The sequence below is a fragment of the Pseudomonas sp. 9.3L genome (assembly GCF_058536285.1).
On record NZ_JBZUBK010000001.1, the window covers coordinates 2,974,871 to 2,988,501 of the forward strand.

The window sequence follows — 13,631 nt, forward strand, 5'->3', positions numbered from 1 at the left end:
TTTCGGCACCCAGTCGAAAACAAGGCAAGCGTCCAAACACCAAGGGGTTCATATCATGGTCATCGATTTCCGGAGCGTTACCGGCTCCACTCAAGTCTCAAGCACTGCTCGCACAACTGGCAGCAAGGCGGTTGGGGCTGTAGACGACGTCAAAAGCGTCAAGGAAACCAGCCAGGCTGGGGAATCCGTCCAACTGAGCGACGTAGCCCAGCACATGAAAAAGGTCACCGAGAACCTGGGCACTGACGCGCCTGTGAATGCGGCCCGCATTGCTGAGCTCAAAGAGCAGATCGCCAGCGGCAGCTACCAGGTGGACAGCAGCCGCGTCGCTAGCAAGATGCTTTCTTTCGAAGCCTGAGCCTGCGCTGACGCGGCTCTTGATTTACCGGGCGCAGTGATTACCAGGAACAGTCATGCACGACACAACCCTATTGAAGTTGATTGAAGACGACATTGCGCCCGCTGAGCATCTCCTGTCGCTGCTGCGTGAGGAATATACCGCGCTGCGGGGTCGTGACATGCAATTGCTGGAAAACATCCTGGCCCATAAGCAGTCGCTGATTGTGCAGCTGGGCCAGCATGGCCGTCAGCGCAGCCAGTTGCTGGTGGCCCTCGGGTTTACCGCAGATTCCGAAGGCCTGGCGGCATTTGCCCAATCTTCGGTGCTAGGGCATGTGTTAGTAGAGCGCGGCGAGCAATTGGCCGGCATGCTTGCAGAGTGCCAGGTAATCAACGAGCAGAACGGCCGGGCCATCGCCCTGCAGCAGTTCGCCACGGCTAACCAGTTGAAGATCCTCAGTGGCGGCGACACGCCTTCGCTGTATACGGCACGCGGCGCTACAGCGCGCCTGGCGACCGTCCGCGCCTTCAGCCAAGCCTGATCGCTTGCCTCGTCCGGGTGTGCGGTGACGGCACGATGCCGTCTTGCCGCGCTGCCGTTACGCTTTCCCGGGAGACCTGATGACTGTGTTTAACGCCTCGCCTTCAGAGGATGCACCGCAGCCCCCCAAGGTCCTCTCCACGCCGCTGGAAATCCACGCCAGCCTCAGGTCGCTGCTCGACGGCCACAACCCTTTGATCGTGACCTTCATCGAACGCCAGCAACGGTTCCAGAGCTATGTCATCGAGGCTGATCGAGACACCGGCACGGTGGTCTTGGACGAGCTGATCCCGCGCGACGGTGAGCGTTTACTCAGCTTAGGCGAGGCGTTTCGGGCCGAGGGTTTCCATGACGGTGCCCGCATTGCCTGGGAAGGCCGAGGCGGTTATGTGATCGAAGACAGCGAAAGTGGGCGCAGTTATCGGGGGCCTCTGCCCACGGAAGTGATCTACCACCAGCGGCGCAATGCGTTTCGTGCAGCGCTCAAGCTCTCCTCGCTGGTCGATGTGGAGATCGCCGGGGATCGGCTTATCAAGAGCATGCGTGGCAAGCTATTGGACCTCTCAGCCACCGGCTGCAAGCTGCGCTTCAGTGGCGACATCACGGAGCGGCTACAACTGGGTCAGGTCTATGAGCGGTTTGCCGCCGCCCTCCCCCTCGGCGCCATTCTTACGCCTGTGGAGCTTCGGCATCTGCACTTCGAGAAGCGGTTGGACACTACCTTTGCGGGTGTACGCTTCCATCACATGACGGGCGCCGTGCAACGCAACGTAGAGCGCTTCGTGTACCAATTGCAGCGCGAAGCCCGACGCTTCGACAAAGACGATTTCTAACCCTTCCCAGGCGTGGCTGCGCCGCCGGATGGCTCGCCGAATGGCTTGCCGAATGGCTTGCCGTACGGCTCAGTTATCCTTCATCTGGTCTTCTACCACCTGCTCGTCCACGCGCGGGTCCAGGGCCGCGACCAGCGGCGAGCTGGTCATGTTGTCAGGCATAGCGATGTGGTGCAGCGGGGCATCGTCTACCTGGTGCAAATTGGTAACGGCCCGTGGGCGTACCCGCCAGACAAGCACCAACGCAAAAAACGACACGAAGGCATATAGCATCTCGCTGCCATAAAACTTCATCAGTACCCCGGCCGCCAGCGGCCCGATACTTGCGCCCAGGCCATACGTAACGAGCAACATGGCGGTCAGTGAGACGCGCCGCTCGCTCTCGACGTGGTCGTTGGCGAACGCCACGGCCAAGGGGTAAAGGCAAAACTGCAAGAGCGACACCACGAACCCGCCCATGAACAACCCCTCCAGGGGCACGTCGAACAGCCGCGGCGCCACCGCCATGGGCAGCGCCAGCACACAGAGCATGGTGGCGATAGCACGGATCAGCAGCGGGCGGTCATAACGGTCTGACAGCCAGCCCAGTGGCCACTGCACGACCAGCCCTGCGAACACACAGCAGCCCATGAACAGCCCCACCGCCTCGGTGGTCATGCCTCGGCCTGCCGCGTAGAGCGGGGCCAAGCCGTAAAATGAGCCGATAATCAAGCCGGCACCCATCACAGTGCCGAGGGACTGGGGCACGCGTTTGATGAAGAAACGAGGGTCCATGGGTGCCGAGTGCAGGGGCGCCGGGTGCAGCCGGCGGGTGAGCGCGACCGGCACCAGGCAAACCGCAAAACACAACGCAACCATCATCAGCAGTTCCAGCCCTAACTGGGGGTGCCATACCAGAATCAGCTGGCCCAACACCAACCCCAGGTACGACGCGATCATGTACCCGCTGAACACAAGGCCACGCTGCCGCGCTTCAGCCTGTTCGTTGAGCCAGCTCTCGATCACCATGTACTGGCACATCATCCCTAGGCCTACCACCAGACGCAGCAGTAGCCAGATGGGTAACAACGAGGTCATGCCGTGACCCAGCACGGCTGCCGTGACGATGCCGGCACAGGCGGTATAGGCCCGGATATGCCCCACCCGGGCGATCAGCCTGTGGCCGATCTTGCCGCCCAGTACCAAGCCAAAGTAGTAGGCTGCCATTAACGCGCCCACCCACAGGCCGTCGACGTTATCGGCTGCCAGGCGTAGCGCGAGGTAGGTGCTGAGCAGTCCTGAACCAATCAGCATCATCAGGGAGGCAAAGTATAGGCCTCGAAAGTTTTTCAAGATTTGACGCATTGATGCTCCGCAACGTCCGAACCAGTAACGCACAGGGGCCGCGCACCGAGTGTGCTGATCGCCAAAGGCATCAACCGCGGTAATTCGCCCGCTGGCGGGGTAACCCGGAGTCAGGCCTGTGCTGCCAGCACACGCCGCTCCCAAAGGGTAATTTCGTCCATGAAACTGGCTAACTCCAGGGTCTTGGTCGCAATGTAGCCTTCGATGAATTCACGCTCAAACAGTTCAACAGCCACCTTACTGCGAGTGAGCTGTTCAAGCGCGCTATCCAAGGTGCGTGGTAGCGCTAACGGCTCAGGCACCTCGAACGCTCCCTGGATCGGGGGCGTCGGCTCAAGAGCGTGTTCTATGCCGTACAAGCCCGCCGCCAAGCTTGCGGTGATTGCCAGGTACGGGTTGGCGTCCGCTCCCGGCAAGCGGTTCTCTACCCGCCGGGCGCCTGGTGCGCTGGCAGGAATGCGCAAACCTGCCGCACGATTGTCCTCAGACCAACACAGGTTATTGGGCGAGGCATAGGGATGAAACAGACGCTGGTACGCATTGACGTTAGGCGCAAAAAACGCAGTGAAGTCTTTCAACGCACATTGCTGCCCTGCGATGAACTGCCGGAAGGTCGCGGTGGGCTGGCCGTGCTCGTCACTGAACAGGTTGTGGCCGTCTGCCAGGCTAACCACGCTCTGGTGAATGTGCATGGAGCTGCCCGGCATATGCGCCAGCGGTTTGGCCATGCACACCACCATCAAGCCATGTTTGAGCGCTACCTCTTTCAACAAGTGCTTGAACAGGAAGGTCTGGTCGGCAATAAGCAAAGGGTCGCCATGTAACAGGTTGATCTCAAACTGGCTGACACCCATCTCATGCATGAAGGTGTCCCGAGGCAGCCCCAAGGCTGCCATGCAGGCGTAGACCTCAGCCCAAAACGGCCGTAGACCGTTGTTGGAAGTCACGCTGAAGGCACTATGCCCCGCCTCGCGCCGACCATCGAGCCCTACAGGCGGCTGAAACGGTTGAGACGGATCAGGGTTGGCGGCGAACACGTAGAATTCCAGCTCGGTCGCCACCATTGGCGCCAGGCCGCACGCTGCATAGCGCGCAATGACCCCCTTCAATTGCGCCCGGGTGGACAGCGCCGAACCACCCCCACTCAGTTCGTTGGCATCGCAAATGGCAAAGGCGCGGGGCGGGTCGCTCCACGGCAAGCGATGCACCTGAGCTGCATCGGGTACCAGTGCTACATCACCGTCGTCGGCCCCGTAGAAGCGTGCAGGCGGATACCCGCCCATGATGCATTGCAACAGCACCCCGCGAGCCAACTGCAGACGGCGACCTTCGGCGAACCCCGATGCGGTCATCACCTTACCGCGCGGTACACCGTTGAGGTCTGGCGTAACGCATTCGATTTCATCCACACCCATCAACGGGTTGTCATTGCGCATGATGCATTCCTTATGAAGGGCACGGGCACGGCCTCACACACCCGTACAAAATTCGCATCGGCTGTTAAGAATATCAAGCAAAAGGGACACGGCATTGCTTACTCAAGGGAGGCGCATAGGTACGTGCCTCTGAGTAGCAGAGCCAATAGGGCCATTAAGAAGGTGTGGCATGGTGTCCCCGGCAGGAATCGAACCTGCATCTGAGCCTTAGGAGGGCCCCGTTCTATCCGTTGAACTACAAGGACATAAACTTCAAAAGAAAAAAGCTGAGAGCCTGGATGCTGGCAACTGCTCTGGCCGGCAGGCTTACGCGCCTTAAAAAGCGGCTGCAAATCTATCACCGCGCCGGTGGAGATGCAAATTCACATGCAAGTGTGAAGTAGCTCACGCGCGTGACTGAAATGCAGGCAATGAAGGCACTTTGCCGCATTAGTACTGGACGTAGAGGCAGGGATTCGTGCAATCTGCACGGCAAATCGCGTCAAACAATGCACAATGCAAGGCAAAGTTCTAGCAATTTACTTATAAGTGATTGTTTTGAAATGGATTTAACAGGTCGTGCACGTTGGCACGGCCAATGCTTCCAATATAGTGGCACCTGCTGAGGGTGGCTTGCTATGACACATCGGAGACAAGGATGAACGGCGCGCTCTATCTGCTCAATGCTCTGGCCATGGTTGCAATGGTTTCGTTCCATTTTTTTGCACCTGCCCTGCACACTCACGCTCATCTCAGTGTTCAAGGTTGGGTACATCCGCCTTTGGCGCAGCGTGCAGGCATGCATGAGCGCCAGCGACCTGATGCAATGACGGTACATTCAATGGCCGCGCCCACCCGCGTTCTAGACCGGTATACCTTTTAAGGCAGGGCTTAACATGTCACGGTCCGCACTGATTTTTATGACCGCCTCGCTAGCGTGCTTCTTGATTGCGGCAGCCATCCCCTACTCCGCAGGCGTCTTTATCACGTTACTGCTCAGCTTGAGCGTGGTTTGCGCAGGGCTCTTCGTGCTGGCATTGATCAGGGGCAAGCGGATTCGCTTCAACCCCCAGCTACGTTGATTGCGCCTGATCGATCACTGCCAACAGGCACGTAACGGCACGTTCAAGGGTGGCGGAATTATCCACCCTGTGAAGGCGAGGCCCCTGCCCGTCCACCTCCATCGCGCCAAACTGCTCATTGCGCGCAAGACGGGTTTCGATGTCATTCAAGGGTTCTCGCGCACGTGCCGTAAGCCGCGCGCGCAGGACCTCGGTATCAACCACTACCAGCACCGCCAGCAGGTCTGGGTACAGGGCAAAGGCCCGTGGAAGATAGGCACGCGAACCATTGACCAGCACCCACTGCCCCTGAGCCATGGCTTGCTCAATGCTGGAGGGGATGCCATAGCGCAAACCGTTAGCCGCCCAATGCATTGCAAATTCGCCCTGATCTGCCATTGCCTCGAATTGCGCCATGCTTACACCATAGGCTTGTTCGTTACTGGCTTCGGCCGAACGGGTGATGATGCGTCGCACAATGTGCACGTTACGATCAGCGAGGGCACTGCGCGCTTGGTTGATAAGGCTGTCTTTGCCCGCACCGGATGCGCCTATCAAGTAAATCAGTCGCCCTGCTTGCATCTAATCCGCCCTTTTCACTCGCGAATAACCTGAATGCCACTATGCTTTAGAGTACCCTGTACACCGCCCCTGGGTAAAACTTCCATCGAGGCCGGGGTCGTAAAACGCCTGTGCTAGACACAAGCGGCATGCGTTAGCTGTTATGGGTTGGCCAAAGGCCTGTAATTTGGGCTGTTTACGTTTTAGGAATTAAGGTGCTGTTTTTAAGTAGCACTGCAATTCAGAATTTGTCACATATTTGACGCCAAGCTACCTACCAAAAACGAGCATAATGTTCAGCCGCACAGCGCTTTTCGATGGAACGCTTGGCAGAATTGATTGTCGTACCCACATCCTGCGGCCTACTCCGAGGAACCGCTTTCCTGAACTTAACCGGTTTAATTCTATGCGCCCACTGAAACAGGCAGTCTATTCCAGCCGCACCGCCGACAAGTTCGTTGTCCGCCTTCCAGACGGCATGCGCGAGCGTATCGCCGAGGTCGCCCGCACTCACCATCGCAGCATGAACTCAGAAATCATTGCGCGCCTGGAGCAGAGCCTTATTCAAGAAGGTGCACTGGGCGAAGAATTGAGCATGCGTCTGGACAGCCCAGAGCTGTCGCTGCACGAGCGCGAACTGCTCCAGCGCTTCCGCCAGCTTGCTCACCGCCAGCAGAATGCTCTTATTGCACTGATCGCGCACGACGCAGACCTCGCAGCAGAAGCCGAGGCGTCCTGATCGGTTGCCGGAACTGCATACCCAGTATGTATCATGAAAAAGGCCAGCATCGTTGCTGGCCTTTTTATTGAGAATCCCTCGACCTGCTACATCAGAAACACCGTCGCCAACCCCAGGAAGATAAAGAACCCACCGCTGTCAGTCATGGCCGTGATCATCACACTCGCCCCCATGGCAGGGTCTTTACCCAACTTGGCGAGCGTCATGGGGATCGTTACACCCATAAAGGCCGCCAGTAGCAGGTTCAGTGTCATGGCTGTGGTCATGACCAGCCCAAGCGACCAGCTGTGGTACAGCAGCCAGGCCACGACACCAATCACGCCCCCCCATACCAAGCCATTGATCACAGCCACAGACAGTTCTTTCTTCAAGAGCCGGCGGGTATTGCCGGTGCCCACCTGATCCAGCGCCATGGCGCGGACGATCATGGTGATCGTCTGGTTACCCGAGTTACCGCCTATCCCTGCAACGATCGGCATCAGGGCAGCGAGGGCCACCAGACGCTCGATGGAGCCTTCGAACAGGCCGATGACGCGGGACGCCACGAATGCAGTAATCAGGTTGACGGCCAGCCAGGACCAACGGTTACGCAGCGATCGCCATACGGAGGCGAAGATGTCTTCATCCTCGCGCAGGCCCGCCATGTTCAATACTTCGCTTTCGCTTTCTTCACGAATCAAGTCGACCATCTGGTCAATGGTGAGGCGACCAATCAAACGCCGATTTTTATCGACAACCGGGGCTGATACCAAGTCATAGCGCTCGAATGCCTGGGCAGCCTCGTAAGCGTCTGCATCCGGGTGAAAGGTGACCAAATCGCTGGCCATCACCTCTGCCACGCCTTTTTCAGGGTCATTGACCAGCAACCGCTTGATCGGCAATACGCCCTTGAGCAGCCCTTCCTGGTCGATCACGAACACTTTGTCGGTATGACCGGGTAATTCCCGCAGGCGGCGCAAATAGCGCAGCACCACTTCCAGGGTCACGTCCTCGCGGATCGTGACCATCTCGAAGTCCATCAACGCACCGACTTGATCTTCGTCGTAGCTCAGGGCGGAACGCACGCGTTCACGCTGCTGCGCATCCAGGCTTTCCATCAGCTCATGGACAACATCACGGGGAAGCTCGGGCGCCAGGTCGGCCAGCTCGTCGGCGTCCATTTCTTTGGCCGCCGCCAGCAATTCGTGGTCTTCCATGTCGGCAATGAGGGTTTCACGCACGGCATCGGAGACTTCGAGCAGGATATCGCCGTCGCGTTCGGCCTTTACCAGCTGCCAGACGGCAAGCCTGTCAATCAGGGGCAGCGCTTCGAGAATATAGGCGATGTCGGCAGAGTGCAGGTCGTCCAGCTTGCGCTGCAGTTCGACGACGTTCTGGCGGTGCACCAGACTCTCTACCAGCTCCTGGTGTTGACCTTCCTGCCGGTGGGTCAGGTCTTCCACCACGCGCTGGCGCTGCAACAGTTCAACTACTTGGCCGAGCCGATCCTGCAAGCTGTCTTGGCGGTTTTTGACGTCGACGTCGGTCATAGGCGTACTCCACTCCCAGCAGCGGACTACACCGGGAGTTCAATCAAACAATGCGATAGGGGCCAAAGGCGTAAGTAAGGTACTACTGGGTAAGTCCATGGAAAGAAATCCAGAGCCCGGCGGGGCAGACGGCGGCAATCATACCCGCTAACCAAAGATTTTGGTGACTAAATTGTGGGTTTACAAACGCTTGGCCGCATTGGCAGAGGGATATGACAGGGCTGGATGACGAGGGTTTTGCAAGCAGCGACCACTCGAACATTCCAAAAAAAAGCCCGCATTCGAAAATGCGGGCTTTTGAAGATGGTGCACTCAGGAGGATTCGAACCTCCGACCGCTCGGTTCGTAGCCGAGTACTCTATCCAGCTGAGCTATGAGTGCAAATGGCGTTGATAAACCAGCCACCGCTGGTGTCAGCACCTCTAGAGTAAAACGCCAGAGGCCTGCTGATATGGTGCACTCAGGAGGATTCGAACCTCCGACCGCTCGGTTCGTAGCCGAGTACTCTATCCAGCTGAGCTATGAGTGCAAATGGTGTTGATAAACCAGCCACCGCTGGTATCAGCACCTCTAGAGTAAAACGCCAGAGGCCTACTGATATGGTGCACTCAGGAGGATTCGAACCTCCGACCGCTCGGTTCGTAGCCGAGTACTCTATCCAGCTGAGCTATGAGTGCATTGAAACTAACTGTAATCTGCCGCAGGCAAACTACGATGAATAATGGCGGAGAAGGGGGGATTCGAACCCCCGACACCCTTGTGAGGTGTACTCCCTTAGCAGGGGAGCGCCTTCGGCCACTCGGCCACCTCTCCGCAACACGGGGCGTATATTAACCACGTTCTTTCCGGTTTGCAAACAGAAAAAACGAAGAAAATTAATGGCTTGGTTCTTCGCCCTTCTCCTTACGAATTCGCTGGTAGATTTCCTCACGGTGAACCGCGACTTCCTTGGGCGCATTTACCCCCAGGCGTACCTGGCTGCCCTTTACGCCAAGCACCGTTACGGTGATTTCCCCGTCACCGATGATCAGGCTTTCCGCACAGCGGCGGGTCAAAATCAGCATGAAATACTCCTAAGGTCTATCTGGGAACCGTCTGCAAAAAAGGGCCTCACGGCGGCCAACGCCTGCCCGCTTGCCAAAGTAGCGCCAAGGACGAAACCCTGGTGCCGAAAAAAGAAAAAGGGCGCGGCCAGGCCGCGCCCTTGCTGGACATCTTACTCGCCTTGGCGAGCCGTAGCGTCCAGGTCAAACGCCGTGTGCAGGGCGCGCACGGCCAGCTCCAGGTACTTCTCTTCGATAACCACCGACACCTTGATCTCCGAGGTGGAGATCATCTGAATATTGATGCTCTCTTTGGCCAGCGCCTCGAACATTTGGCTGGCGACCCCTGCATGGGAGCGCATCCCAACGCCAACGATCGATACCTTGGCAATCTTGGTGTCGCCCACCACTTCGCGTGCGCGGATTTCAGTCGCGGTCGCCTGCAATACACCCAGGGCTTTCTGGTAATCGTTGCGGTGCACCGTGAAGGTGAAATCGGTGGTGTTATCGTGCGAGACGTTCTGCACGATCATGTCCACTTCTATATTAGCCGCGCTGATTGGGCCCAGGATCTTGAACGCTACCCCAGGGGTATCTGGCACGCCACGGACGGTCAGCTTGGCTTCGTCGCGATTGAAAGCGATGCCGGAAATGATCGGCTGTTCCATGGTTTCCTCTTCATCAATGGTGATCAGGGTCCCAGGGCCTTCCTGGAAGCTGTGCAAGACACGCAACGGCACATTGTATTTTCCGGCAAACTCCACTGCGCGAATCTGCAGCACCTTGGAGCCAAGACTGGCCATTTCCAGCATTTCTTCGAAGGTGATCTTATCCAGGCGCTTGGCCTGAGCCACCACCCGTGGGTCTGTGGTATAGACCCCATCCACGTCGGTGTAGATCTGGCATTCGTCCGCCTTCAAGGCCGCAGCCAGGGCTACCCCGGTAGTGTCGGAACCGCCGCGCCCCAGCGTGGTGATATTGCCGTTCTCATCCACACCCTGGAACCCTGCGACCACCACCACACGGCCTGCTTCCAAGTCCTGGCGTAGGCGCTTGTCATCGATTTGCAGGATGCGCGCCTTGTTATAGGCATCGTCGGTGAGAATGCGCACCTGATTGCCGGTATAGGATACTGCTGGCACACCACGCTTGATCAACGCCATGGCGAGCAGGCCGATGGTGACTTGTTCGCCAGTGGATACCACCATATCCAGCTCTCGGGGCTCAGGCTGATCGCTGATCTGCCTGGCCAAGTCGATCAGGCGGTTGGTTTCCCCGCTCATGGCCGACAGCACTACCACCAAGTCATGGCCCTGCTCACGGAATTTCTTGACCTTCTCGGCCACCTGCTCGATGCGCTCGATGGAGCCCACGGAGGTGCCACCAAATTTTTGTACGATCAAAGCCATTTCAACGCCGCCTTACGCCCACCCAGGGCTCCCGTTAAACGTCCTGATACCCGCGCACCCCAGCGTTGCAAAAGCGTTGCCGAGGCGCGCCAGCGGTTACAGCCCGCGCTGCGCGAAGGGCACTGCCAGTGCCAAGGCGCTATCCAGTGCCGCGACCTCTACGCCGCCGCCTTGGGCCATGTCCGGCCTGCCGCCCCCCTTTCCGCCTACTGCTGCGGCAGCTTCTTTCATCAAGTCCCCAGCCTTGAGCTTGGTCGACAGTGCCTTGGTCACGCCCGCTACCAGCACCACTTTGTCATCCTGTACGCCACCGAGCAGGATCACCGCCTCGCCCAGTTTGTTCTTGAGCTGATCTACCAAGGCCAGCAGGGCCTTGCCATCAACGCCGTCCATGCGTGAAGCGAGTACTTTCACGCCATTGATGTCCACCGCCTTGGCTAACAGGTCGTCGCCCGTAGCGCTGGCAGCCTTGGCCTGCAGTTGCTCCAGTTGTTTCTCTAGCTGACGGTTGCGCTCAAGCAACGCCTGAAGCTTATCGAGCACGTTGTCGCGGCTGCCTTTGAGCAGGCTGGCCACTTCCCGAACCTGCTCTTCGGCGCCGGTGAGCAGGCTCAATGCCGTCGCCCCCGTCACTGCCTCAATGCGCCGTACGCCCGACGCCACACCGCTTTCGCTGACAACCTTGAACACGGCGATATCGCCGGTGCGCTTGGCATGGATGCCGCCGCACAGCTCGACGGAAAAATCGCCGCCCATGGTCAGCACGCGCACACGATCGCCATACTTTTCACCGAACAGCGCCATGGCGCCTTTGCGCTTGGCGCTATCGATGTCCATTTCTTCGATCTGCACCGGCGTGTTACGGCGGATCTCGCGGTTGACGATGTCTTCGATGGCTTTGATCTGCTCGGGCTTGATGGCCTCGAAGTGGCTGAAGTCAAAGCGCAGCCGCTGACTATCGACCAGCGAGCCTTTCTGCTGTACGTGATCACCGAGAATTTCACGCAGTGCCGCATGCAGCAGGTGGGTGGCAGAGTGGTTAAGCGACGTGGACAGTTGCAGGTCGCCCTCCACTTGCGCCTCGGCGGTTTCACCCAGGTTGACGCTACCCAGGGCCACGATACCGTGGTGAAGGAATGCGCCACCGGATTTAGTGGTATCGCTTACCTGGAAGCGGCCATTGCCCACTTGCAGGTAGCCACGGTCCCCCACCTGCCCACCCGACTCGGCGTAGAACGGCGTCTGGTTGAGGATCACCACACCTTCGTCGCCCTCGGCCAGGGCCTGCACCGCCTGGCCGTCTTTGTACAGGCCAATCACCTTACCTTCACCGCTGTGGGTGGTGTAGCCAAGGAACTGAGTGGCTTCTTCTACCTTCACCAGGCTGTTGTAATCCATGCCGAAGGCGCTGGCAGAACGGGCACGCTCACGCTGGGCGTTCATCTCGCGTTCAAAGCCAGCTTCGTCCAGGGTGAGGTTACGCTCACGGGCGATGTCACCGGTGAGGTCCATCGGGAAACCGTAGGTGTCGTACAGCTTGAAGATCACTTCACCGGGCACGACGTCACCCTTGAGCTCAGCCAGGTCCTGCTCCAGGATTTTCAGCCCCTGCTCCAGGGTTTTGGCGAACTGCTCTTCTTCACCTTTAAGCACGCGCTCGATATGGGCCTGCTGGCGCTTGAGTTCAGGGAAGGCTTCGCCCATCTCATTGACCAACGCCGCCACGATGGTGTGGAAGAAGGTACCCTGGGCGCCCAGCTTGTTGCCGTGGCGGCATGCACGGCGCACGATGCGGCGCAGCACATAGCCGCGGCCTTCGTTGGACGGCGATACGCCGTCGGCGATCAGGAAGCCGCACGAACGAATGTGGTCTGCCACCACTTTGAGCGATGCCTGGCCGTCGTTCGCGCAACCAATGGCGGCGGCCGACGCTTCAAGCAGGTGTTGGAACAGGTCGATCTCGTAGTTGGAGTGCACGTGCTGCAACACCGCGCTGATCCGCTCCAGGCCCATGCCGGTGTCGACTGACGGCGCAGGAAGCGGATGCAACACGCCATCGGCGGTGCGGTTGAACTGCATGAAGACGTTGTTCCAGATTTCGATGTAGCGGTCACCGTCTTCTTCAGGCGAGCCAGGTGGGCCACCCCAGATGTCTGCGCCGTGATCGTAGAAGATCTCGGTGCAAGGGCCGCAGGGGCCGGTGTCGCCCATGGTCCAGAAGTTATCGGAAGCATAGGGCGCACCCTTGTTGTCGCCGATACGGACCATACGCTCGGCGGGCACGCCCACTTCTTTGGTCCAAATATCGTAAGCCTCGTCGTCCGTGGCATAGACCGTGACCCAAAGTTTGTCCTTGGGCAGGTTGAGCCAGTGCTCGGAGGTGAGGAACGTCCAGGCAAAGGTGATGGCGTCACGCTTGAAGTAGTCACCAAAGCTGAAGTTGCCCAGCATTTCAAAGAAGGTATGGTGACGCGCGGTATAACCGACGTTTTCGAGGTCGTTGTGCTTGCCACCGGCACGCACGCACTTCTGGCTGCTTACCGCACGGGTATAGGCGCGTTTTTCCTGCCCGAGGAAGCAGTCCTTGAATTGGTTCATCCCCGCGTTGGTGAACAGCAGGGTGGGGTCGTTAGCGGGGATCAGAGAGCTGGAGGCGACACGGGTGTGGCCTTGCTCTTCGAAGAAGCGAAGGAAGGCTTCACGGATTTCTGCGCTTTTCATAGGTTCTTCCACGGAGACAGCGGCCAGAGGCATAGGCATGGCGTCGAAACGACGGCAAAGGGCCGCATTATATCGGCCCAGCCGTCAGGGTACAGT

At 58.6% G+C, this 13,631-nt stretch carries 13 protein-coding genes and 5 tRNA genes; 6 read left to right on the forward strand and 12 right to left on the reverse strand.

What is annotated here, in order from left to right; translation table 11 throughout:
- The first annotated feature begins 55 nt into the window (after positions 1 to 55).
- From flgM to AC4LE2_RS13605, 3 genes are all read left to right on the forward strand, one after another.
- The gene (gene flgM / locus AC4LE2_RS13595; RefSeq protein WP_491826269.1) at positions 56 to 358 is read left to right on the forward strand and encodes a flagellar biosynthesis anti-sigma factor FlgM; all 303 of its coding nucleotides are present in this window, start codon (positions 56 to 58) and stop codon (positions 356 to 358) included.
- Between the two features lie 55 nt (positions 359 to 413).
- On the forward strand, positions 414 to 881 hold the full coding sequence (locus AC4LE2_RS13600) for a flagella synthesis protein FlgN (protein WP_491826270.1): 468 nt from the start codon (positions 414 to 416) through the stop codon (positions 879 to 881).
- A 79-nt stretch (positions 882 to 960) separates the two neighbouring features.
- Positions 961 to 1,713: a flagellar brake protein gene (locus AC4LE2_RS13605; protein ID WP_491826271.1), complete on the forward strand. Its 753-nt coding sequence runs from the start codon at positions 961 to 963 to the stop codon at positions 1,711 to 1,713.
- A gap of 69 nt (positions 1,714 to 1,782) precedes the next feature.
- On the opposite strand, the gene AC4LE2_RS13610 is transcribed toward AC4LE2_RS13605, so the two are convergent.
- The 3 genes from AC4LE2_RS13610 to AC4LE2_RS13620 form a co-directional block, all read right to left on the reverse strand.
- On the reverse strand, positions 1,783 to 3,057 hold the full coding sequence (locus AC4LE2_RS13610; protein ID WP_491826272.1) for an MFS transporter: 1,275 nt from the start codon (positions 3,055 to 3,057) through the stop codon (positions 1,783 to 1,785).
- Positions 3,058 to 3,167: 110 nt separating this feature from the next.
- On the reverse strand, positions 3,168 to 4,409 hold the full coding sequence (locus AC4LE2_RS13615; protein ID WP_491828135.1) for a glutamine synthetase family protein: 1,242 nt from the start codon (positions 4,407 to 4,409) through the stop codon (positions 3,168 to 3,170).
- A 254-nt stretch (positions 4,410 to 4,663) separates the two neighbouring features.
- Positions 4,664 to 4,738: transfer RNA gene (locus AC4LE2_RS13620), tRNA-Arg, on the reverse strand.
- Between the two features lie 392 nt (positions 4,739 to 5,130).
- Here AC4LE2_RS13620 and AC4LE2_RS13625 point away from each other — a divergent pair.
- Both AC4LE2_RS13625 and AC4LE2_RS13630 read left to right on the forward strand, forming a co-directional pair.
- Positions 5,131 to 5,355, forward strand: a complete 225-nt coding sequence (locus AC4LE2_RS13625) for a hypothetical protein (protein ID WP_491826273.1) — start codon at positions 5,131 to 5,133, stop codon at positions 5,353 to 5,355.
- Between the two features lie 13 nt (positions 5,356 to 5,368).
- Positions 5,369 to 5,554: a PA3371 family protein gene (locus tag AC4LE2_RS13630; protein ID WP_491826274.1), complete on the forward strand. Its 186-nt coding sequence runs from the start codon at positions 5,369 to 5,371 to the stop codon at positions 5,552 to 5,554.
- Here AC4LE2_RS13630 and phnN read toward each other — a convergent pair.
- Complete coding sequence (gene phnN, locus AC4LE2_RS13635; RefSeq protein WP_491826275.1) at positions 5,546 to 6,115, reverse strand: phosphonate metabolism protein/1,5-bisphosphokinase (PRPP-forming) PhnN; 570 nt, start codon at positions 6,113 to 6,115, stop codon at positions 5,546 to 5,548. The genes AC4LE2_RS13630 and phnN overlap by 9 nt on opposite strands.
- 385 nt (positions 6,116 to 6,500) lie before the next feature.
- On the opposite strand from phnN, the gene AC4LE2_RS13640 reads away from it, so the two are divergent.
- Positions 6,501 to 6,833, forward strand: coding sequence for an Arc family DNA-binding protein (locus AC4LE2_RS13640; protein ID WP_491826276.1), 333 nt, complete (start codon positions 6,501 to 6,503; stop codon positions 6,831 to 6,833).
- A gap of 86 nt (positions 6,834 to 6,919) precedes the next feature.
- On the opposite strand, the gene mgtE is transcribed toward AC4LE2_RS13640, so the two are convergent.
- From mgtE to alaS, 8 genes are all read right to left on the reverse strand, one after another.
- A complete protein-coding gene (gene mgtE / locus AC4LE2_RS13645; RefSeq protein WP_491826277.1) occupies positions 6,920 to 8,362 on the reverse strand; it encodes a magnesium transporter in 1,443 nt (480 codons plus the stop codon).
- 304 nt (positions 8,363 to 8,666) lie between these two features.
- Positions 8,667 to 8,743 (reverse strand) — tRNA-Arg (locus AC4LE2_RS13650).
- 71 nt (positions 8,744 to 8,814) lie between these two features.
- Positions 8,815 to 8,891: transfer RNA gene (locus AC4LE2_RS13655), tRNA-Arg, on the reverse strand.
- Positions 8,892 to 8,962: 71 nt separating this feature from the next.
- Positions 8,963 to 9,039, reverse strand: a tRNA-Arg gene (locus tag AC4LE2_RS13660).
- A 45-nt stretch (positions 9,040 to 9,084) separates the two neighbouring features.
- Positions 9,085 to 9,175, reverse strand: a tRNA-Ser gene (locus AC4LE2_RS13665).
- 62 nt (positions 9,176 to 9,237) lie between these two features.
- Entirely contained in the window at positions 9,238 to 9,426 is a 189-nt protein-coding gene (gene csrA, locus AC4LE2_RS13670) for a carbon storage regulator CsrA (RefSeq protein WP_491826278.1), read from the reverse strand.
- Positions 9,427 to 9,578: 152 nt separating this feature from the next.
- The gene (locus AC4LE2_RS13675) at positions 9,579 to 10,814 is read right to left on the reverse strand and encodes an aspartate kinase (RefSeq protein WP_491826279.1); all 1,236 of its coding nucleotides are present in this window, start codon (positions 10,812 to 10,814) and stop codon (positions 9,579 to 9,581) included.
- A gap of 96 nt (positions 10,815 to 10,910) precedes the next feature.
- Positions 10,911 to 13,535 (reverse strand): alanine--tRNA ligase, encoded by a 2,625-nt coding sequence (alaS, locus tag AC4LE2_RS13680; RefSeq protein ID WP_491826280.1) that lies wholly within the window; start codon positions 13,533 to 13,535, stop codon positions 10,911 to 10,913.
- Positions 13,536 to 13,631 lie beyond the last annotated feature (96 nt).

What these genes read in the sequence shown, in the direction of transcription:
- csrA (WP_491826278.1), bottom strand. Translation starts at nt 9,426, where the DNA reads ATGCTGATTTTGACCCGCCGCTGTGCGGAAAGCCTGATCATCGGTGAC.
- AC4LE2_RS13640 (WP_491826276.1), top strand. Translation starts at nt 6,501, where the DNA reads ATGCGCCCACTGAAACAGGCAGTCTATTCCAGCCGCACCGCCGACAAG.
- AC4LE2_RS13605 (WP_491826271.1), top strand. Translation starts at nt 961, where the DNA reads ATGACTGTGTTTAACGCCTCGCCTTCAGAGGATGCACCGCAGCCCCCC.
- mgtE (WP_491826277.1), bottom strand. Translation starts at nt 8,362, where the DNA reads ATGACCGACGTCGACGTCAAAAACCGCCAAGACAGCTTGCAGGATCGG.
- AC4LE2_RS13675 (WP_491826279.1), bottom strand. Translation starts at nt 10,814, where the DNA reads ATGGCTTTGATCGTACAAAAATTTGGTGGCACCTCCGTGGGCTCCATC.
- flgM (WP_491826269.1), top strand. Translation starts at nt 56, where the DNA reads ATGGTCATCGATTTCCGGAGCGTTACCGGCTCCACTCAAGTCTCAAGC.
- phnN (WP_491826275.1), bottom strand. Translation starts at nt 6,115, where the DNA reads ATGCAAGCAGGGCGACTGATTTACTTGATAGGCGCATCCGGTGCGGGC.
- AC4LE2_RS13615 (WP_491828135.1), bottom strand. Translation starts at nt 4,409, where the DNA reads ATGACCGCATCGGGGTTCGCCGAAGGTCGCCGTCTGCAGTTGGCTCGC.
- AC4LE2_RS13625 (WP_491826273.1), top strand. Translation starts at nt 5,131, where the DNA reads ATGAACGGCGCGCTCTATCTGCTCAATGCTCTGGCCATGGTTGCAATG.
- AC4LE2_RS13630 (WP_491826274.1), top strand. Translation starts at nt 5,369, where the DNA reads ATGTCACGGTCCGCACTGATTTTTATGACCGCCTCGCTAGCGTGCTTC.
- AC4LE2_RS13600 (WP_491826270.1), top strand. Translation starts at nt 414, where the DNA reads ATGCACGACACAACCCTATTGAAGTTGATTGAAGACGACATTGCGCCC.
- AC4LE2_RS13610 (WP_491826272.1), bottom strand. Translation starts at nt 3,057, where the DNA reads ATGCGTCAAATCTTGAAAAACTTTCGAGGCCTATACTTTGCCTCCCTG.
- alaS (WP_491826280.1), bottom strand. Translation starts at nt 13,535, where the DNA reads ATGAAAAGCGCAGAAATCCGTGAAGCCTTCCTTCGCTTCTTCGAAGAG.